General features: G+C 36.1%; 16 protein-coding genes. 8 read left to right on the forward strand and 8 right to left on the reverse strand.

Features of this window, described 5'->3' with window-relative positions; translation table 11 throughout:
• Window positions 1-11: 11 nt before the first annotated feature.
• The 8 genes from bshC to rimP all read right to left on the reverse strand — a co-directional run bounded on the left by bshC (window position 12) and on the right by rimP (window position 14127).
• The gene (gene bshC, locus ACQWU4_RS08400; protein WP_429935315.1) at window positions 12-1598 is read right to left on the reverse strand and encodes a bacillithiol biosynthesis cysteine-adding enzyme BshC; all 1587 of its coding nucleotides are present in this window, start codon (window positions 1596-1598) and stop codon (window positions 12-14) included.
• Between the two features lie 12 nt (window positions 1599-1610).
• The gene (locus tag ACQWU4_RS08405) at window positions 1611-3548 is read right to left on the reverse strand and encodes a putative porin (RefSeq protein WP_429935316.1); all 1938 of its coding nucleotides are present in this window, start codon (window positions 3546-3548) and stop codon (window positions 1611-1613) included.
• Between the two features lie 126 nt (window positions 3549-3674).
• Window positions 3675-4352 (reverse strand): hypothetical protein, encoded by a 678-nt coding sequence (locus ACQWU4_RS08410; protein WP_429935317.1) that lies wholly within the window; start codon window positions 4350-4352, stop codon window positions 3675-3677.
• A 64-nt stretch (window positions 4353-4416) separates the two neighbouring features.
• The gene (locus tag ACQWU4_RS08415; RefSeq protein WP_429935318.1) at window positions 4417-5841 is read right to left on the reverse strand and encodes a RagB/SusD family nutrient uptake outer membrane protein; all 1425 of its coding nucleotides are present in this window, start codon (window positions 5839-5841) and stop codon (window positions 4417-4419) included.
• A gap of 10 nt (window positions 5842-5851) precedes the next feature.
• Complete coding sequence (locus ACQWU4_RS08420) at window positions 5852-8689, reverse strand: SusC/RagA family TonB-linked outer membrane protein (protein ID WP_429935319.1); 2838 nt, start codon at window positions 8687-8689, stop codon at window positions 5852-5854.
• Between the two features lie 676 nt (window positions 8690-9365).
• Entirely contained in the window at window positions 9366-12332 is a 2967-nt protein-coding gene (gene infB / locus ACQWU4_RS08425; protein ID WP_429935320.1) for a translation initiation factor IF-2, read from the reverse strand.
• Between the two features lie 76 nt (window positions 12333-12408).
• Complete coding sequence (gene nusA / locus ACQWU4_RS08430) at window positions 12409-13644, reverse strand: transcription termination factor NusA (RefSeq protein WP_429935321.1); 1236 nt, start codon at window positions 13642-13644, stop codon at window positions 12409-12411.
• 15 nt (window positions 13645-13659) lie between these two features.
• Window positions 13660-14127, reverse strand: coding sequence for a ribosome assembly cofactor RimP (rimP, locus tag ACQWU4_RS08435; protein WP_429935322.1), 468 nt, complete (start codon window positions 14125-14127; stop codon window positions 13660-13662).
• A gap of 216 nt (window positions 14128-14343) precedes the next feature.
• Here rimP and ACQWU4_RS08440 point away from each other — a divergent pair, with 216 nt between their 5' ends.
• The 8 genes from ACQWU4_RS08440 (at window position 14344) to ACQWU4_RS08475 (ending at window position 22524) form a co-directional block, all read left to right on the forward strand.
• A complete protein-coding gene (locus ACQWU4_RS08440; RefSeq protein ID WP_429935323.1) occupies window positions 14344-15660 on the forward strand; it encodes a UDP-glucose dehydrogenase family protein in 1317 nt (438 codons plus the stop codon).
• Window positions 15661-16740 (forward strand): dTDP-glucose 4,6-dehydratase, encoded by a 1080-nt coding sequence (gene rfbB / locus ACQWU4_RS08445; RefSeq protein WP_429935324.1) that lies wholly within the window; start codon window positions 15661-15663, stop codon window positions 16738-16740.
• A gap of 12 nt (window positions 16741-16752) precedes the next feature.
• Window positions 16753-17616, forward strand: a complete 864-nt coding sequence (rfbA, locus tag ACQWU4_RS08450) for a glucose-1-phosphate thymidylyltransferase RfbA (RefSeq protein ID WP_429935325.1) — start codon at window positions 16753-16755, stop codon at window positions 17614-17616.
• 204 nt (window positions 17617-17820) lie between these two features.
• Window positions 17821-18234, forward strand: a complete 414-nt coding sequence (locus tag ACQWU4_RS08455; RefSeq protein WP_429935326.1) for a sugar 3,4-ketoisomerase — start codon at window positions 17821-17823, stop codon at window positions 18232-18234.
• Between the two features lie 32 nt (window positions 18235-18266).
• Window positions 18267-19046 carry an acyltransferase gene (locus ACQWU4_RS08460; RefSeq protein WP_429935327.1) on the forward strand — a complete coding sequence of 260 codons (780 nt, stop codon included), beginning with the start codon at window positions 18267-18269 and terminating at the stop codon, window positions 19044-19046.
• Complete coding sequence (locus ACQWU4_RS08465; RefSeq protein WP_429935328.1) at window positions 19039-20139, forward strand: DegT/DnrJ/EryC1/StrS family aminotransferase; 1101 nt, start codon at window positions 19039-19041, stop codon at window positions 20137-20139. The genes ACQWU4_RS08460 and ACQWU4_RS08465 overlap by 8 nt, the downstream gene beginning before the upstream one ends.
• Before the next feature lie 263 nt (window positions 20140-20402).
• On the forward strand, window positions 20403-21248 hold the full coding sequence (locus tag ACQWU4_RS08470) for an ABC transporter permease (RefSeq protein ID WP_429935329.1): 846 nt from the start codon (window positions 20403-20405) through the stop codon (window positions 21246-21248).
• 40 nt (window positions 21249-21288) lie between these two features.
• Window positions 21289-22524: an ABC transporter ATP-binding protein gene (locus ACQWU4_RS08475; RefSeq protein WP_429935330.1), complete on the forward strand. Its 1236-nt coding sequence runs from the start codon at window positions 21289-21291 to the stop codon at window positions 22522-22524.
• The last annotated feature ends 6 nt before the right edge of the window (window positions 22525-22530 follow it).

A 22530-nucleotide genomic window follows, 5' to 3' on the forward strand; every position in this document is an offset into this window, starting at 1 on the left:
CTTCTTTAAAATTAAATGGCAACAATTATTAATTTGGATTCTTGAACCACCATCTCTTCCAAACAATTTTCAAGCCATGAATATCCATAATCCGAAAAGAATGTACTAAAGTTATAAACTCTTTCCTGCCAGGTTTTTGAAGGATGAACGTCTAAAAACAGATTTTCGAGTCTTTCAAGCAGCTCACTTTGTTTTATTTTTTCTGCATGAAGCAGGCGTTTTTTCATTCTTTTGAATGATTTCAACTGCCTTACTTCTTCTGCTTTTACCATATTTCCAAAAGAATGTTCTGTAGTTTCAGCAATGTCTTTAAGTTCAGAAAAATTTTTCTCCAAAAGGATTTCTTTTTCTTCAAGCAATGATAATATACTGCTGTCTTTTAAAATTTTCTGATTGGTAATTGCTGTAAAATTTCCAAAGAAGTCCTGAATGTTAAGATCCAGCTTTTCTATTTTCCCAACTGTTTTTTCTTTAATGAAAAGCATTGAGTTTCTTGGAATCAAAACAGGGAAAGGAATATTGACCGTTTTGAAATAGTCTTTAAGTTCCAGCCAGTACATGATTTCAGCATTTCCTCCAATATAGGCCAGGTTAGGAAGTACTTTTTCCTGATAAACCGGACGCATTAAAGCATTTGGACTGAATCTTTCGGGATGGCTTTCTAATTCCTGAAGTATTTCTTCCCTTGTAAATCTTCTGTTTGTGTCTACTGCTATATATTTTTCACCATCAAAATCGATTCTGTCTCTGGTTTCAGAAAGATAGAAAAGATTAATATCACGTGGATTGACCTGTACTTTCCCATATTTTTCAGTCAGAAAATCCACTTTCTCTTCTGAATTTTTCTGCAGACTGAAACTCATCAGTTCGTCTTTAAAAATATCTTTAACCTGGTTTTTAAGCTCTCTGGAATCGCCATCTATAATAAGTAATCCAAATTCTGAAAAAAGCCTGTTGACCAATATTTTAATGGCCTCCGTAAGTGTATTTCCAACTTTATATGCTTCTTTCATCATCAGAATCAATTCTGTCCCGAATACGGAATCTTTAAATTCTTTTTCAAATTCGGAAATAAAAAATGTATCACTGATGGTTATCCTTCCTACAGGTCCGCCGGATTTCTCATTGATCTCATAATAATTATGCTCTGTTTTAAAATGATTGATCTCAGCAAAATCATGATCTTCCGATGCCATCCAATATACAGGAACAAAATTAAAGTCCGGAAAATTTTCTTTCAGATAAGTACATGTTTTAATGGTCTGCAGAATTTTATAGACGAAGAAAACGGGACCGGAAAATAAATTCAGCTGATGTCCGGTAGTAATTGTAAATGTATCGGGTAACTTCAGATTTTCTAAGTTTTCTTTCTGTTTTGAAGAAAGTACAAGATCTGAAAGCTGTTTCTCCATTACATCAGATAAGATCAACCTCTGATCCTCTGTAAAAGAATTCTGTTTGAGATGAATCTGATCTTTAAAGTGATCTAAAGAAAAGGTGTTTTTTTCAAAGCCCTCAATCTTCTGATTCAGAAAATCTTTTACCAATTGAGGAATGCTTTCTATATCGTTAAATGATATCTTATTTATTGTTTTCAACTTGTTTTGCTTTTAGTTGAACAAATACCACACAATACCAATGTTTAACCTGAAATCGTAAACCGGATAATGTGGAAATGCATATGCTTTATTGTTGGAAATAACGGTTCCTATCTGCTGGCCTTCTACATAGAAGAACATTTTTTTAACCTTCATATTGATATAAAGATCTACGATAGGCTGCCCGCCAATGGAAAATGAATCTGCATTAGGCAGAATATATTCGTTTAAAATCGGGAAATAATCTCTCGATGCAAATTTTGAGAAATAATAGACTTTTAAACCTGCCTGAATTTCGGCTGCTTTTTTAAATGCCTGGCTCTGGAAGAAGAAATTGGCTCTTCCTATAAAACCTGGCATTGGGAGCAATTCTTTATTCGTTAATGCATTCTGGAAATGAAGTCTTGTATTAAGATGGAATTTTCCGAAACTGAAGGTGGCATCTCCTCCAATCTGGGAAATGTTCAGCGAGCTGCTGCTTTGCTGCGGTGCTCCGTCAGCATTGAAATAAGTATAATTATCTATTCTGAAATAGTTGGCAAAAATTTCTGTTTTGAACCATTTCAGATTAACACTTCCTCCAATTTCCGTTACGGTCTGGTTTTTGGCATTTTCCAGGTAATAATTGTATTTATTGTAAACGGAAGTATTTAAAAGATAGTTGAATGAAGGATAAGCACTCTGGAAGTTTACTTTTGCATTTACAAAATAATCTTTTACCGGCTCAAACTTTATATTGTTGGCTGTTCTAAGGTAGCTTCCGAACTGGCTCCCATTGGAAAACTCCAAGAAGGATTTCAATTGAAATTTGTCCCAAAGTTTTATCTGAAGATTTCCTACTGCTCCAATTCTGTTTTCTTTAAGCTCTCCCGGAAGTGTTATTCCATTAACCGTCGCAATATCTCTTACACCAAATTTAAGCATCTGATAGCGTACTCCACCATCAAGCTTGAATTTCTCATTATTAAAAACAAGACTTAATGTATTACTGAAGTTGTCTGAATATTTTTTTGTTGTAAGTGGAAAACCGTTTGTCAGTTCCGAAGCGTCATCATACCAATAAGGTTCTGCTGCTCCCTGGTTGTAAAAATATTTGTTTCCCTGATGGGACAAGGTATGTCTTATACTGAAAGGAAATTTCTCTGAATTGAATGGTGTAAACTGATGGGACAGATAATATCTTCTGTATGAGTATTGGGAACTTGATGATGCAAGGTTAACCTGTGCATTCTGTCTGTTCTTATAATTGCTGTCGCCATTCTGAAAAAGATCATCTTCTGTAATCCCTCCACTTTCCTGATTGTTTACATTTTGATGCAGATAATGGGCATACAATTCATAGTTCCCACTTTTGGAAACATAATGTCCCGAAAATATGGTATTGTTATTGGAAGCCAGGGAATTTCTATAAAATCCCTGAGAACGAAGTCCCATATATTCAAGGGCAAAATTGAATCTTTTCCCAATATTCTGGGTATAAGTCGAGTTCAATGCAGCTCCGTTCTTCATTGCTGTATGGTAAATGAAAGCGGCTGTGGGTGTTTTTACATCATAGTATTTTACCTCATCAGCTCCGATGATCATGTACGATTTGTTGGAAGGAAGTAATGACAGGTTCTGTTCGGGATTTACTTCATAAATCAGAGGATTAAATCCTGCCCCTATATTGGCAACCTGAGCTTTACCAAAGTTGTCCTTATTATTATACTGCGAAAAGATATGAGTTTTATCAAAAGTCATTACGGTATCAAAAACCTTCTTTTCGGAAAACTGAGTCTGATACAGATAATCATTAATTGTCGGTTTAAAGATTTTCAGAGAGTCTTTTCTTCCCGTGTCTATGACAAGAGTATCTTCTTCTTTTTTCGGGTCTTTAATATCTGTTTTATTAACGACCTGAGCCTTTACGGCAAAACTAAAGAAGATTATTATAACAAGGATGTACTTCATGTGTATATTTTATTGTAAAAAAATTATATAGCACCTAACGGTTTCACTATTCATTTTTTGTACAGCAAAAATAAGAAATAAAAGGAAACAAAAACCCCTGCGGAATGCAGGGGTTAGATATGGTGTTTATTTGTTTATGAATTCTACCAGTTTTATCATGTCCGGTTCTTTATTGAAATTGATTTTATTCGATTTCACAAAACTATCCAGCTCTTTCTTGTCTATTGAAAAAATTGAAGCAGCATCAGATGAGTTTTTAGGGAATTTGGAGAATTTTTTATCTTTAGCAATCAGATATAAATCTTTGTCGTTTTCATAATAATCATTAGCATCTTTTGTAAAGCCATTATTACTCTTTGTCCCTCCCATCAGCTCCATTTTTTCTCTTTTGTATAAAGAAAATTTAGGATTGTCTACCAGTAGTACCAAATATCCTGATTTTGTCTTACCATCATAAGAATAAGTAAGAGATTCATATGTTTTTTTAAGGGTTGGAAATTGAATTCTAAGCCCTTCTGTTTTGTTTGCATTATATAATTCTTCCCCCATCTTGAATTCCATTTCATCCTGATATGCATTGTAGCGAAGATCCTGAACATTTTTACTGTAATCTTTTATAATTACTTTCTGAAACTGATCCCCATTTATATAAGGGGAACCATCAATTTTACGATCTTCTTTATGGACTCTTCCCGGCTTACTGTAAAACCCATCTGGTGTTGTGACAACATTTAGAATATCGCTATTCTGGGAAAAAAGAATTTGTCCCAACAATATTGTCGTAATAAAAAGTATTTTTTTCATATTAACATTTATCTTTTAGATTAAAAAAGCCGCTATATAGCGGCTTTTTTTTCAAATTTATTTATTAATTACCAAAACCTGGGTTAGGAACAACCAATGTTCCAGGAACATTAATTTCCGTTCTAGGGATAGGGAAAGTTAATAATTGGTTTCCAACGTTTCTAACAGTACCTGCAACACCGCTAGAGCTTCTTTGAATAATTGGCTGATTTCTTCTTAGTAAATCCCAATATCCAAAACCTTCTCCTACAAGCTCTTTTTGTCTTTCTGTAGCTACCATATCTAATGTAACTGCAGCAGCCGGAGCCAAAGCACCAGTAGCTTTTCCACGTTTAGCCTGAATCAAATTGTAATAAGTTAATGCAGTAGCAGCAGATCCTCCGTTAAGTTCGGCTTCTGCACCGTTTAACAATACCTCTTCGTATCTCACAACACGAATGTTGTCAAAACTATTTACATATTTACCGTTAAGAACGTTTGTTGATGAAATAACAGCTCCTCTCACATCATCTGCAATATAAGACAGTCTTAATGCAGGAACAACCTTCATATTTCCGTATCCTTTTGGAGCAAGGTTTAGTTTGTTAGAAGTAGATGTTGTTCCAAGATCATTAGTGGAACCTACAGCAATTTCAAAAATTGAGTTAACTGAAGAATCTGGTTTTGAAAAACTTCCGGAGAAATCAGATGCACCAATCACAGAATATTTACCTGATGCAACCAAATCAGCTACCAAAGTTCTAACTTTTGCATAATCACCTTTGTAAAGATAATATCTTGACATAAGTGCTTTCACACCATATTGGTTAATTTCTGTTCTTGTAAGGTGTATATTGGCTGTTGGAGTTCCCATTAGAGAAAGTGCCTTATCAAAATCAGCTTCTATCTGAGCTCTTGTTTCAGCTACTGTAGAACGAGCCTGCTTAGCTTCAGGATTGTATACTGTAGGAATAACTACCCCTGTAGTACCTCCTGCATACTCCTGTCCAAACATTCTCAATGCATCAAATAAAGCTAAAGCTCTTGAAGCATATGCCTGACCTTTAAGGTAATTAGCTTTTGCCTGAATTGCTGCAGGGTCCTGAGATTGTTTCCAAGTTAATTGTCCTGAAGGAACATTGTTAATTACAATATTAGCCTTTGCGATCACTTTGTACATTTCCGCATATGGACCAGAAGAATATTGATCTCCTGCAGTCATAGAATATGAGGCAACTGTCTGATAATAACCTGCACCGTTAGCAAAGTCAGAATACATATTGTTACTTCTAAGTTCTCCAATCATTAGGAAATCACATCCATAATAAGATGCATTTCTCATTGAAAGATACTGTCCTTTTACAAACGCATCCAATTCTTCAATGGTATTTAATGGTCCCTGCTGAACCTGTTGAAAGAATTCGGTTTCGATGAAATCATCACTACACGACGTCAATGCAGCAGTTGATAAAACTGCCAGCATTCCATATTTTAAAAGATATTTTTTCATTTTTTACTAATTAAAATTGAATATTAAACCCTAGTGAATAAGTCTTTTGAACTGGTAAGTTAAGGTTGTTAGTTGCGTTCAAGTTGTTTTCAGGGTCAAACTTAAGGTTCTTGTCATAACGATGTGTCAAGATATTATTTCCTTGAGCATACACTTCGAATCCTTGAAGTCCTGTTCCTTTTAACATTTTAGCAGTAAATTTATATCCAACTCTGACATTGCTTAGTCTTAAATAATCTGTCTTAGCTAAAAATCTTGTTGAAGTTCTATTTGAGTTAGTTGCATTATTATATACCGGTTTAGGGTTTGCTGCATTTGGATTTGAAGGAGTCCAGAAATCAAGAGCATCTGTAGAACCAGGATAAGAATAAGTATACTGACCATCAGATTGAGTATATGAAGCCCAATCATTTAGAACCTTACCGCCAAATCCGAATGTACCTAGTGCAGATAAAGTGAAGTTCTTGTAAAATACATTAAGATTTACACCACCAAATACATTTGAATAAGATCTTCCTTGTACAGCAAGAGCTGCATCAGCATATTTGTTGGTTGTTTCTCCGTCCATACCATTTTTATACCATAATGGATCTCCGTTTGTAGGATCTACACCCGCCCATTTTCTGATATAGAAAGTACCAATACCTTCCCCTTCTCTAAGGATAGTAGAACCTGTAATTACGTCCTGCCCACCATATAATGATGTAATTTCATTTTTCAGGGTACTTAAGTTACCTCCGATGCTAAGAGTGAAATCTTCTTTTTTTACTACATCATAATTTACAGTAAATTCAAATCCTTTATTTACTAGTGATCCTACATTAATATCCTTGTAAGGATATGTTGGAGTAGTTTCAGCAGGTAATCCTTGAGATAACTGCAACGGTACACTGAATACTAAATCTTCAGTCTTTTTGTTATAATATTCTGCTGTAACAGTAAGTCTGTTTTTGAAGAAGCCCATATCAAGACCAAAACTCAAAGGTTTTACAGTTTCCCATCTTAGGTCTGGGTTATAAACATATCTTGGTGCAGCAGCAGGTGCATCATTATAGTTTCCTGTATATTGGTATAAAGAATATGGAATACTTGTAATAGTATTACCTACTTTACCATAAGATCCTCTGAATTTAAACTGGGAAATCATATCCCATTCTTTTACGAATTGAAGTCTCGCTAAATCAACTCCAGCCCCAATTGAATAAAAAGTTCCCCATTTTTGGCCAGGTACAAAATTTGACAATGCATCCCTTCTTATTGAGGCATCAATTAAGATAAATTTATCGTAATCATAGTTTAATACTCCGGCATAACCATTTCTTGAACTCATAGATCTATCTCCTTGTGCATAGATAGGCTTTATGAAATTACTTAAAGATTCCAAGTTTGGAGAACCTACATTTACCCCTTGTCCTGCAACAAATCTGTAGTTTCTCTGATAAGCCTCTTGGATAGCAGAAATATTGAATCTGTTTTTATCACCAATTTTAAAGTTATAATTAACAATATTCTGTAAATTCCAGTTAAAGTATCTTGAAGTAGATTCAGTTTTTCTACCATTTACCTGATACCCGTCACCATGAATCGGGTTATAGTATGTATCGTTTTCAATATTGTTATATTCAGCTCCAAAAACAACTCTGTATGATAAATTCTTTAAGATTTGATATTCTCCATATAAGTTACCAAAAACCCTTGCAGTTGAAGCTCTGAAATAGTTATTCTCCTGTACATATCCAGAGTTGAATAAGTTATTGCTTAATCTTCCACTAGTTCCTAAATAATAAGTCCCATCTGCGTTATATGCCTGGTCTGTAGGTCTTCCAAATAACTCAAATAAAATAGGATTTGCAAATCCTCCCCCATTTGGAAGAGTGTTAATTCTACTGTATGAAAGCTGTATATCAGTTCCTAACTTAAATTTATCCGTAGCCTTGTAATCAACTTTTGTAGTAAAGCCCAAACGTTTGAAATCAGATCCTTTCAATTCACTTTCCTGAAGGAAATAGTTAGCAGAATTGTAATAAGTAATTCTATCATTTCCACCGCTGATTGATGCATTTACTGAGTTCTGGTATCCGCTTCTACTAGTTACATCTCTCCAGTTTGTATTATTAGTAGTGGTAAATATCTGCTGAGGTGCAGCTCCGTACTCTCCAGCTACCATATCTGCATAAACCTGCTCAGGAGTATCACCATAATAATTACCAAAAACATGTGTCAAAAGGTATCTATACTGCTCTGTATTTAAACCTTTCATACCTTCAATAGCACGAGAGTTTGTCCCTGATTCGAAATTTAATGAAATTTTTGGTTTACCTTTCTTTCCTGATTTTGTAGTAATAACAATTACCCCAGCACCAGCATCTGCCCCATATACGGCTGTTGAAGCTGCATCCTTAAGTACAGTTACGCTTTCAATATCATCACTGTTTAGGTTGGCCAAAATGTTAGCAGTTGTAGCTCCACTTGTTAAGTCACCACTTTGTACTCTGATACCATCTACTACATAAATAGGGTTAACACCTCCATTTACTGAAGTTATACCTCTTACACGTACCGATGCAAAACCTCCCGGCTGCCCAGATGCATTACCGGTTTGAACACCGGAAACCCTACCTTGAAGCATTTTATCTACAGATGCTACAGGAACATCTTTGATTGCATCACTTTTCATTGTACCTACAGCTCCAGTTAATTCCTGTACTGTTTTCTTTTGTCCAAATCCAACCATTACTACCTCTTCAATTTCCGTAGCAACTGTGTCTTTTTTCGTTTTTTGTGCATAAGCAGTAGTCCCAATAAAGAACAACGCTCCAACACTTAATACACGTAGTTTAACATTCATATTAACAAATTTTAATATATTTAATCAGCAAATATGTTAATAAATATTAACATTCACAAATATATTGACTCCATAAACTATAGCTTTTTTTCACACGGAGTTTTTAACCATTCTGTGAAATAGTTTATATTAAGCAATAATATTCAGCTTTATTTGTATAAATATTTTTTTTTCACACAAGTCTTTTTTTTTAACAAATTATTATTAATATTAAAAATATTATTTAGAATAAATATAAATTAAAATAAAGCGAAAATAATCCCTAAAAAACTTATAAAAAAGATGGTTTTCATATACTTATAAGTTCCACCAATTAATTATCAGTTTCGTTTTCCAATTACACATTATACACTTAATATGTACTCCAATTGTATTTACAATCTTATATTTACATGATAAAATTTGGACACCATTTAGTGTTTTATATACTATTTATGGGATTCCCGGTGTTAGTTCTGATTATCAAATTCACACCTATAATCTTTAAACATCCTGCTCAAAATCCAACAATTATTCCTACAAAAAAACAGTTATATAACAACCTCTTTTCTTTTAAATTATTAATTTAAAAAACATTTAAACCAAACAATACAAATTATATAAATTTCAAAAGAATAAAGTAAATAAAAAAACCACTTTCCTAAAAAAGTGGTTTTATATTTATAGTTAAAGACTATTATTTTAGCTTCTTCTTAACAGCTACTTCTTCGTAAACTTCAAGAATATCTCCAATTTCGATATCATTATAACCTTTCAGGTTCAATCCACATTCATAACCTTTAGTTACTTCTCTTACATCATCTTTGAAACGCTTCAAGCTTTCCAATTCTCCATCGAACTTAACAATACCATCTCTCAGTACTCTTACTTTCGAGCTTCTTGTTACTTTACCTGAAAGAACCATACAACCTGCAATAGTACCTACTTTAGAGATTTTGAATACTTCTCTGATTTCAACATTACCGATTACCTGTTCTTTGATCTCAGGCGAAAGCATACCTTCCATAGCTTCTTTAACCTCATCAATTGCAGCATAAATTACTGAATAAGTTCTGATTTCGATTTCTTCTTTATCAGCCAGATCTTTAGCATTAGCACCTGCTCTTACATTAAATCCAATAATAATTGCATCAGAAGCAGTAGCTAAGTTAACATCAGATTCAGTGATCTGCCCAACTCCTTTGTGAAGGATATTTACATTGATCTCTGCTGTAGATAATCTCTGTAACTGATCAGACAATGCTTCAACGGAACCATCCACGTCACCTTTAAGAATAATATTCAACTCTTTGAATTCTCCTAAAGCTATTCTTCTTCCAAGTTCTTCAAGCGTAGTATGTTTCTTGGTTCTTATTGAAAGTTCTCTCTGTAACTGCTCTCTCTTATTGGCAATTGTTTTAGCTTCACTTTCATCTGCATATACTTTAAACTTATCACCTGCTGTCGGAGCTCCATCTAAACCTAAGATTGTAACAGGAATTGAAGGACCAGCTTCTTTAAGGTTTCTTCCTCTTTCATCAAGCATTGCTTTTACCTTACCGTGGTTTTTACCTGCAACTACATAATCTCCAACTCTTAAGGTACCTGTTTGCACCAACATGGTTGCAACATATCCTCTTCCTTTATCTAATGAAGCTTCAATCACAACTCCTTGGGCTGCCCTGTCCGGATTAGCTTTCAGATCAAGCATTTCTGCCTGAAGTAACACTTTTTCCAAAAGGATATCCATATTATTACCAAATTTTGCAGAAATTTCCTGTGACTGAACATTTCCACCCCATTCTTCTACAAGGATATTCATCCCGGAAAGCTGCTGACGGATATTATCAGGATTTGCATTTGGTCTGTCTACTTTGTTTAATGCAATGATCATTGGTACTCCTGCAGCCTGCGCGTGAGAAATTGCTTCTCTCGTCTGAGGCATTACATCATCATCCGCAGCAATTACGATAATTGCAATATCAGTGATCTGGGCACCTCTGGCTCTCATCGCGGTAAACGCTTCGTGACCAGGTGTATCTAAGAATGTAATTCTTTGTCCGTTTTCTAATTTTACATTGTAAGCTCCAATGTGTTGGGTAATACCTCCTGATTCACCAGCAATAACGTTGGTTTTTCTGATGTAGTCAAGTAAAGATGTTTTACCGTGGTCTACGTGCCCCATTACAGTAACGATTGGTGCTCTTGGAGAAAGATCCTCTTCAGAATCAATGTCATCTTCAGATTCTGTTTCTTCAAGATCAGCATCTGAGAATTCAATTTTAAATCCAAATTCATCGGCAACCAATAGCAACGTATCAGCTTCAAGTCTTTGGTTCATGGTTACCATTACTCCAAGTGAGAAACAAGCAGAGATAACTTCTGTAGGAGAAACATTCATCAAGCTAGCTAATTCACCTACAGTGATGAACTCGGTTACTTTTAATGTTCTGTCCTGAGCATCAATCTCCTGCTGACGTTCATCCTGTTCTCTACGGTAAGTTCTCTTATCTTTTCTGTGTTTTGCAGATTTAGACTTACCTCCTTTGTTGGTAAGCTTTTCAAGAGTTTCCTTGATCTGGTTTTTAACCTGCTCGTCAGTAAGTTCAACAGGCATGGTTCTTTGTCCCGGTCTGTTGTTGTTTCCGCCCGGACCTTTTTTGAATCCGCCTCCTTGGCCTTGTGGACGATTCCCCTGGTTGTTTCCAAAACGGTTACCTCCCTGGCCTCCTTGACCCGGTGGACGGTTCCCTCCAGGACCTCCCTGTCCTTGTGGGCGGTTTCCTCCAGGACCTCCGTTATTATGAGGACGGTTTCCTTGTCCTCCCTGGTTATTATTATTTCCTGAGTTTTGATTATTCCCCTGACCTTGTTGATTATTAGGCCCTCCGGGTTTTTCAATTCTCTTTCTTTTCTTTTTAGCGCCACCTAAACCTGGTTTTGGAGCAAACTGCGTTAAGTCAATCTTTTCACCAACGATCTTAGGACCATCAAGCTTCTGATAAACAGTTTCTATTTTCTGAGGTTCCTGAGATTCAGGATCAGCTGATTGTTGAACCTCTGGTTTATTTTCAACAGGCTCAGGTTTCTTTGGAGTTTCTTTCACAGGTTCTGCCGGTTTTTCCTCTTCTTTTTTCTCCTCCATTTTGGGTTTATCTTTTTTTACAGGTCTATTTCTAGATTCTATTTGGGACAGATCAATTTTATCCAGAACTTTAAATTCCTGTTTCTCAGGAGCTGCTTTAACTTCCGGTTCGGCCACAACTTCTTCTTTCTTTTCTTCAACCGGTGCTGCTACAGGAGCCGGCGTTGGCGCTGGTGCTGCAGGAGCTTCTTCAACTTCAGGAGCTTTAGATTCAAGATCTATTTTACCTAAAATTTTAGTTTCTGGTTTATTTGCTTTAGCTCTTATTACTTCAGGGGTTTTCTTTTCCTCAATTTCCAGTTTCTCTTCCGGAACTTTGGTGATCACCACCTCATGGGAAGCCTTTCGCTGTTCGCCGTCTTTGGCAAACTCAGCCTCCAATGCAGAATATGCCGCTTCTTCTAATTGAGCGTTAGGATTGCTTTCAACAACGAAGTCTTTGGATTGTAAAAATTCTACTAATCTGGACATCGAAATATTGAATTCCTTAACCGCTTTATTTAATCTTATTTTTGGCATCTATATTATTTACTGTTTTTTAATTCTTAAAATTAAAGTATTTCTTTTTTACTGTTTATTAAAATTCATTAAAATCTTAATCTTCAAATTCTTCTCTCAGAATTCGTTTTACATCTTCTATAGTTTCTTCTTCAAGATCTACCATATTCAGAAGACTTTCAGTATCCTTATCCAATACTGATTTTGCAGTAGTAAGACCTACTTTCTTAAATTCATCCAAAATCCACTGCTCAATATCGTCATTGAATTCTCTCAAATCAACATCGTCATCTTCGCTGGATTCTCTATAAACATCAATTTCATATCCGGATAACCATGAAGCCAGTCTGATATTCTGTCCTTGTTTTCCGATCACTTTGGAAATCTCTTCAACCGGAGTATAAACTAACGCATAGTTCGCATCCTCGTTGATGTCAATTTTATTGATGGTAACATTTCCTAAAGCTCTTTTCACCATAATTTCAGGGTTTTTAGACCACTGAATTACATCGATGTTTTCATTTCTCAACTCTCTTACAACCCCATGAATTCTGGATCCTTTCACTCCCACACAAGCTCCTACAGGATCTATTCTGTCATCATAAGCATCTACTGCAATCTTTGCCTTTTCACCAGGAATTCTTACTACTTTTTTAAGCATGATAGTTCCGTCCTGAATTTCAGGAATTTCCAGCTCTAATAATTTCTCTAGGAATTTAGGTGCAGTTCTGGAAATAATAATCTGAGGTTTTGAACCTTTAAAATCTACTGTCTCAACAATAGCTCTGATATTTTCGCCCTTTTTAAAGAAGTCGGACGGGATCTGGTTTTCTTTTGGCAGAATGAATTCATTTTCCTCATCATCCAATAAGATCACATGCTTGTGACGGATGTGGTGGATTTCTCCAATAACAATTTCCCCGATTTTATCTCTGAACTGCTCATAAAGCATTGCATTATTGTGCTCCTGCAGTTTTGTAGCCAGGATCTGCTTTAAGGTAAGAATATTTCTTCTACCCAATTGGGCAACAGGAATTTCCATTGTAAAATCTTCACCTACTTCAAAAGTAGGGTCAATCTTTTTAGCTTCAGAAAGTTCAATTTCCAGATCATCATCTTCAGACATATCGTCTTCTACAATCGTTTTATTCAAAAATATCTGAAAATCTCCTTTATCAGGGTTCACAATTACGTCAAAATGATCATCTGAATCATATCTCTTTCTGAGAAGAGTTTTCAGTGAATCTTCAATAATCGCCATAAGATCAATCTTACTGATCCCTTTTTCGTCTTTAAAATCACCAAAGGATTCAATCAACGCTATATTATCCATCTATTCTTTTTTCTTTTAAAATTTAATTATTACTAATGCCTTTTTTATCTCGGAGTAAGGAATTTCTTTTTCCTCCTCCACATCCACTTTCCCTTTTCCGATATCTTTCGGCTTACGGTAGCGTAAAACAAGTGTGATCTTTTCATCATCCACTTTTGCCAGTTCACCTTCAATTTTGGAAGAATCATTCAGCAATACTTCTATTTCTCTTCCTAAATTTTTTCTGTACTGTCTTGGAGCAGACAATGGCTCGCTTAATCCTGCAGACATTACCTGAAGGCTGAAGTCATGCTCTTCACGGTCCATATTAAACTCTATAGCACGGCTTGCATCAAGGCAGTCCTGAAGAGTCACCCCATTATCACCATCCAGAATCACAGTAATATCATCTCCTGCCGAAATTTTCAGATCCACAAGAAATAAATCTTCTCTGCTCTCAAGGAATTCATTTAATAATTCTTCAATTCTTTTTTTAAACTCCATACATTAATTATCTTGATTTACAGTACGAAAAAAGGCTTTCTTCCGAAGCCTTCCCATTTTTTCCTGTAAATCCACTGCAAATATACGCATTTTTTCTAAAAAAGCAAAATCTACTTAGTTATCAGATAAATACCCTAAATTTTTCATTAAGGCAAATTAAACAGGCAGGTGAAAGTATTTTTATTATTTTTGTCGTAAAATTTAAAAACAGACATTGTGAATATAACAATTGTAGGAACAGGTTATGTAGGGCTGGTAACAGGTACTACCCTGGCAGAACTTGGCAATTCAGTATACTGTGTTGACATTGATGAAAAGAAAGTAGAAGGCATGAAAAACGGCGTAGTTCCCATCTATGAGCCGAACCTTGAAGAAATGTTTCTGAGAAACATCCAATCTGAAAGATTATTTTTCACCACCAATCTTAAGGAAGCTTTAGACAAAAGCGAAGTCATTTACCTTGCGCTACCAACGCCTCCGGGAGAAGACGGCTCTGCAGATCTTTCATATGTTATCCAGGTTGCCAATAATATCGGAGAAATGATGACGGAGTATAAGGTCATCGTAAACAAAAGTACCGTTCCCGTAGGAACCGCCGACAAAGTAAGAGAAGTAATCGCTTCTAAAACAAACATCCCTTTTGATGTAGTTTCAAACCCGGAATTTTTAAGAGAAGGCTTTGCTGTAGAAGACTCTATGAATCCTTCGAGAGTCGTAGTAGGCGCTAGCTCTGAAAAGGCAAAAGATATTATGGCTAAGATTTATCAGCCATTTACCAACACAGGAATTCCAATCATCTTTATGGATGAAAAATCATCGGAACTTACGAAATATGCGGCAAACTCATTCCTTGCCGTAAAGATCACTTTTATGAATGAAATTGCCAATTACTGTGAAAAAGTGGGTGCTGATGTAGATAAGGTAAGATTAGGAATGGGAAGTGATGACAGAATCGGACACAGATTTTTATTCCCGGGAATCGGGTATGGAGGCAGCTGCTTCCCTAAAGATGTAAAAGCTCTTATAAAATCCGGAATACAGGAAGATTTTAATTTCCAGATCCTAGAAGCTACGGAAAAAGTAAATACTGCACAGAAAGTAATTCTGGTTTCTGAGATCGAGAAATATTTCGGAGGAAGCATAAACGGAAAGAAAATTGCCATGTGGGGATTAGCCTTTAAAGCTAATACTGATGACATTCGTGAAGCATCTTCTCTGGATAATATTGCACTGCTATTAGAAAAAGGCGCAAAAATTGCTGCATATGACGCTGTGGCAGAAAGCAATGTACAGAAACTCCTTGGAGACAAGATACAGTATGCAAAAGGAATGTATGATGCTCTTGAAGATGCAGATGCATTATTCATTGCTACAGAGTGGCCTGAGTTTAAAAATCCTAATTTTGAGCTGATGGCCAAGAAAATGAAAAACAAAGTTATTTTTGACGGAAGAAATATGTATCCGTTGGAAATTCCTGAACAGAATGGATTTCATTATAAAAGTATAGGAAGAAAGACCATAGAAAATAAATAGATGAAAAATATAATTATTACAGGAGGAGCCGGATTTATAGGATCTCACGTTGTGAGAGAATTCGTAAAAAACAATCCGGATGCAACCATCATCAACCTTGATGCACTTACTTACGCCGGAAATTTAGAAAACCTAAAGGATATTGAAAATGAACCTAACTATGTTTTCGAAAAGGCAGATATTACAAAGCCTGAAGAATTAAGAAAGGTATTTGAAAAATATAATCCAGATGCTGTAGTCCACCTGGCTGCAGAAAGCCATGTAGATAGAAGCATCACAGATCCTATGGCATTCATCAATACAAATGTAAACGGAACGGCCAATCTTCTTAATCTATGTAAAGAATTCTGGACTCTGAATCCTGATCATACACATGGAAGGTTTCCTGACGAAAAAAGAACCAACCTATTCTACCATGTTTCCACAGACGAAGTATATGGAAGTCTTGGTGAAACAGGTTTCTTTTTGGAAACCACTGCTTACGATCCGCAATCTCCGTATTCCGCTTCAAAAGCAGCTTCTGACCATTTGGTAAGAGCATACGGAAATACATACGGCATGCCGTTCATCGTATCTAACTGCTCAAATAACTACGGACCGAATCATTTTCCTGAAAAACTGATTCCTCTTTGTATTTCCAACATCATTAATGAAAGACCATTGCCTATTTATGGTGACGGAAAATATACAAGAGACTGGTTATTTGTAATAGATCATGCAAAAGGTATTCACCAGATCTTTAATGAAGCCAAAACCGGCGAAACTTACAATATCGGAGGATTCAACGAATGGCAGAATATTGATTTGGTAAAAGAACTGATTAAACAGATGGATTCCAAACTTGGAAAGCCGGAAGGTCATTCTGAAAAACTAATCACTTTCGTGAAAGACAGACCGGGACATGACAAGCGTTATGCTATTGACGCAACCAAGCTTAATAAAGACTTAGGCTGGAAACCATCGGTAACTTTTGAGGAAGGACTTTCAAAAACCATTGACTGGTACCTTGAAAATAAGGAATGGCTTGAGAATGTTACCAGCGGAGATTATCAGAAATACTACGAAAACCAGTATAATTAAACACACACAAAGATGAAAGGTATCATTTTAGCCGGAGGTTCCGGGACAAGACTTTACCCTCTTACAATTGCCGTAAGTAAGCAACTGATGCCTGTTTACGACAAACCAATGATTTATTATCCTCTTTCAACTTTGCTTCTTGCAGGGATTAAAGATATTCTGATCATTACAACGCCCCACGACCAGCCTGGATTCATCAAGCTTTTAGGTGACGGATCCCAGATCGGATGCAATATAGAATATGTTGTACAACCGAGCCCGGACGGATTGGCACAAGCCTTTATTTTGGGTGATCAATTTATTGGCAACGATCCGGTTGCATTGGTTTTAGGAGACAACATTTTCTATGGTTCTGAAATGGGCACTTTACTCAAGAACAAAACCAATCCGGATGGCGGAGTAGTTTTTGCCTATCATGTTTCCGACCCGGAAAGATATGGTGTTGTAGAATTTGATGATAACCTTAAGGCTATATCCATTGAAGAAAAACCATCAAACCCAAAATCAAATTATGCCGTTCCCGGCTTATATTTTTACGATAATGAGGTGGTGGAAATAGCAAAAAACATTCAGCCTTCTGCAAGAGGAGAGCTTGAAATTACGGATGTCAACAATGTTTACTTAAGCAAAGGAAAGCTTGAAGTAGGAGTTCTGGACAGAGGAACAGCCTGGCTTGATACAGGAACTTTTGATTCCCTGAACGACGCTTCTGAATTTGTAAGTGTTATTGAAAAAAGACAGGGATTCAAGATTGGCTGTATTGAAGAAATAGCATTCCATAATAAATTCATCAACGAAGAAAAACTGCTTGAAACAGCTAATAAATATGGCAAAAGCGGCTATGGTGAATACCTTAAGCAACTTGTAAAAAAATAATATTACATTAGATAAATTTTAAAAACTATCGGCTTTATAGCTGATAGTTTTTTGATGTAATATCATCAATGTTTTCCCTCTGATCAGGAATATATATTTGATGTAAATTTTTATACACAACTATATAATAACAGCAGTTTGTACTTCGATAGTAATTTTATAATTAACTTTGAGGACTTAAAGAATATTTTATTTATAACATTAATGGAATACAACAAACCGCAAATCATTACATTCGATAAAATAGGATCATCACATCTGGGCTATATCACCATAGCAGAAATCCAGAAAAATGTTCCTTTTGAGATAAAACGTGTATACTGGACCTATTATACACCTCATGATGTAACGAGAGGAGGACATGCCCATAAAGCACTGCAACAGCTGATATTTGCTGTTTCAGGAACCATTACCTTTAATACGGAAGATAAAGATGGCAAGAAAGAGACTTTCACTTTAGATCATCCTACAAAAGGATTATATATTCCAAAACTGGTATGGAGAGACATTCAGTTCTCACACAATGCAGTACTGCTGTGCCTGGCTTCGGAAGTATATGATGAGGAAGATTACTTTAGAGATTTTAAAGAATTTAAAAAGACTACGGAGAACAAGTAAAAAAGCCATAAATTATAATAACTAAACAATAAATGAAATTCAATAACAGGAACGTATATATTAGTGAAAAAGCTAAGATAGGCAAGAATGTAAAAATAGGTGACAACACTGTTATATATGACAATGTAATCATCGGTGACAATTCTATTATCTGTAACGACTGTGTAATAGGAGAGCCTGTAAATGGTTATTATTTTGCAGACAGCTATGAAAATCCTGAAACTGTTTTAAAAGAAGGGGCTTTTATCAGAAGTCACAGCATTATTTATGCTGGTTCCGTTTTTGGAAAGAATTTTTCCACAGGCCACCGCGTAACCATAAGAGAGCATTCCAAATTTGGAGACAACTGTAGAATTGGAACCGTTTCAGACATTCAGGGATATGTAGAATTTGGTAACAACTGCTGGCTGCACAGCAATGTACATATAGGACAACAGTCTAAAATAGGAAATTTTGTTTTTATTTACCCTTATGTAGTCTTCACTAATGATCCTACTCCACCTTCAGATATATGCATTGGTCCTACCGTAGGCGATTTTTCACAAATTGCTGTAGGTACAGTTCTTTTACCGGCTTCAGAAATCGGAAAGCACTGTCTGGTCGGCGCCCAGTCTCTTGTAGGAGGAAAATACGACGACTATTCCCTGATTATCGGTAATCCGGCAAAAAAAATCAAGGATGTACGGGAGCTTAAACCAAAAAACGCAGACAAATCCCACTACCCATGGCCTTATAATTTTTCAAGAAATCTGCCTTGGGAAGATGAAGGTTTTGAAAATTGGAAATTAAAAAACGGTTACGAAAATGATTAATTTTTTAGATTTAAAAAAAATAAACCTTAAATACCAGGAGGAAATTGAGAATAAACTTTTAAGTGTTTTCCGCAGCGGCTGGTATCTGCTGGGAGGAGAGCTTAAAAACTTCGAGACTAATCTTGCGTCATATATCGGCTCAGAATACGCTTTGGGAGTAGCCAACGGACTGGATGCCCTTCGCCTTATCTTCCGAGCTTATATTGAGCTGGGAATAATGAATCCGGGTGACGAAGTTCTCGTTCCTGCCAATACTTATATTGCTTCAGTCCTGGCTTTATCAGACAACGGGCTTATCCCTGTATTTGTAGAGCCGGATGCCGGTACTTACAATATTGATATTGCAAAAATTGAAGAAAAAATAACACCAAAAACAAAAGCCATCCTGATTGTTCACCTTCAGGGAAGAATTGTTTTCTCAGAGGAGCTTAAAAATATTGCATTAAAGCATAACCTGAAGATTGTAGAAGACAACGCACAGGCTATCGGTGCAGAATGGAAAGGTATTAAGTCAGGGAACCTTGGTGATGCTGCCGGTTTTAGCTTTTACCCGGGAAAAAATCTCGGAGCGTTGGGAGATGCCGGAGCTGTCACTACAAACGACAAAGAATTGTTTGAAGCAATACGTGCTATAGCCAACTACGGTTCAAACCAGAAATATGTCAACATTTATAAAGGATTAAATTCCAGACTGGATGAGATTCAGGCTGCTGTTTTAGATGTAAAGCTAAAATACATAGGTCATGAAAATGGCACCAGAAGAGAAATTGCCAAAAGATTTATCTCTGAGATCAATAATCCAAAGGTCATCCTTCCTGAGAATCCGGCTGACGAAAACGAGCATGTATGGCATGTCTTTGTGGTAAGAACAGAAAAAAGAGATGAATTTCAGGCTTATTTAACAGAAAAGGGCATTAGTACCATCATCCACTATCCTATCCCGCCCCATAAGCAGGAAGCATACAAAGAATACAGTAATCTTTCGTTTCCTATCACCGAAAAAATGCATAATGAAGTACTGAGCCTTCCTATTTCTTCTGTTTTGGAAGAAGAAGAAATACAGGCCATCATAAAAGCAGTTAACGAGTTTTAGGCAAAGAAATAATACTGCAGCAGGTTTAAAAATTCATTTAAGATTAAAAAGCTGCTACAGTGAATATTCTAAACAATAAGTCAACAAATAAGATTCTTATTATAATTTTCAAAAACTATTAGCTTTATGGCTGATAGTTTTTTGTTCATAATCATAAATATTAATATATTAGTTGTGCTTTTTAATTTTATGTGAACAATTATTCACTAATTGAAAAAGCTAAATAAGAATTAAATATTTTAAATTTGCAAAAATTTACACAAATGAATGAACCACAGCAGAAGTGGACAGAAACGATTGATGCCGATCATTCTCTATTCGACCTGAAACTTAAAGAGGTCTGGAGATACAAAGATCTGGTCTATATGTTTGTAAAAAGGGACTTTGTTTCCAGCTTTAAGCAAACTGTACTGGGTCCGGTCTGGTTTTTTATCAACCCTATTTTAACTACGATTGTATATCTCGTTATTTTTGGCAGAATCGCTAAACTTCCCACAGACGGCCCTCCTCTGTTATTCTATCTTGCAGGAGTTACCCTTTGGAATTATTTTTCAACTTCCCTTGTTGCCACATCTTACACATTTGCAGGAAATGCGGGAATCTTTGGAAAAGTTTATTTCCCAAGACTTGTAACCCCTTTGTCGATTGTAATATCCAACCTGATGCGGTTCGGGGTACAGTTTCTATTATTTATCCTGGCCTGGGTATACTATCTGGTTAAAGGAGAAGTTCACCCTAACATCTGGGTTCTCGCAACACCATTCCTGATAATTCTTATGGCTCTTTTCGCTTTAGGAGTCGGAATGATTTTTTCTTCACTGACTACAAAATATAAAGACCTCAGCATGTTACTGGGATTTGGAATAAGTCTGTATATGTATGCCACTCCGGTAATTTATCCGGTATCTGCACTACAGGGGATTTTCAAAAAGCTGGCTTACTATAATCCGCTGACGGGTATTTTTGAATGCTTTAAATATGCATGGATTGGCGCCGGAGATTTTTCACCTGCAATGCTGGGAATCAGTTCAGTAATCATTTTGGTTCTTCTGATGATAGGCGTTGTCGTTTTCAACAAGGTTGAAAAGACTTTCATGGATACCGTTTAACGGCCGTAATCTTTTATTAATTTTAAATTCCAATTAAATTATGCTGGCTTTAAAAGCAGAAAATATATCAAAACAATACCGTCTGGGACAAGTGGGAACAGGAACGCTTTCTCATGACCTGAACAGATTCTGGCACAAGGTAAGAGGCAAAGAAGATCCGTATTTAAAAATCGGGGAAGCTAACGACAGAACAACAAAAGGAGACTCGGAGTATGTATGGTCCCTCCGTGACATCGACTTTGAAATCGAACAGGGAAGTGCAGTAGGAATCATTGGCAGAAACGGGGCCGGAAAATCCACCCTGCTGAAAATCCTGAGTAAGGTAACCAAGCCTACTACGGGAAAAATTTATACCAATGGCCGAATTGCTTCGCTACTGGAGGTAGGTACAGGCTTTCACCCTGAAATGACAGGGCGTGAGAATATATATCTCAATGGTGCTATTCTCGGAATGACCAGAAAAGAGATTACAAGAAAATTTGATGAGATTGTAGCTTTTTCAGGAGTGGAAAGATATATAGACACTCCGGTAAAAAGATATTCTTCCGGAATGTACGTACGTCTTGCATTCGCAGTGGCGGCTCACCTTGAATCCGAAATCCTTATCGTTGACGAGGTACTGGCTGTGGGAGATGCTGATTTTCAGAAAAAATGCCTTGGAAAAATGGGCGATGTCACCAAAGGAGAAGGACGAACTATTTTATTTGTAAGTCATAATATGGCTGCCGTAAAACAGCTGTGTACTACCGGCATCCTGATGAAAAACGGTCAGCTTGCAGATCAGGGAGGCATCAATAAGGTACTGGAAAATTATATCATTCATGAATTATCTCCTAATTCTGAATTCAAATATATTGAGGACCTGAGTAAAAAGGCTCAAATCCATAATGTCAAAATTTTCAACAGTAAGAATATTGAGACTATGGAATTCAGTCATACTGATGATATCAATATTAATATAGACTATATCAACAGAAGTGTTGACAAAGGAGTACGTATCAATATTGCCATTTTGGACAAGTTTGAGAATGTTATATTTATTACAAGAAAAACATTTTATGACATGCATGAAAACAGCTTGTCAGTTCAGATTGAAGGCAATAAGCTTATTCCTAACACTTATATACTTTCTGTAGCTTTAGATACCCCTGGAGTTGAACTTTATGACTATATAAAGGGAGGTATCCAGCTCAGTATCGTTGAAACAGGACATGAAAACTTTCTTACAGGAGATACGGATAACGGAATTATTCATCCTCCTGTAATATGGATGTAAGTAATT

Origin of the sequence: Chryseobacterium sp. MIQD13 (assembly GCF_050496705.1) — a bacterium.
Lineage (GTDB): Bacteria > Bacteroidota > Bacteroidia > Flavobacteriales > Weeksellaceae > Chryseobacterium.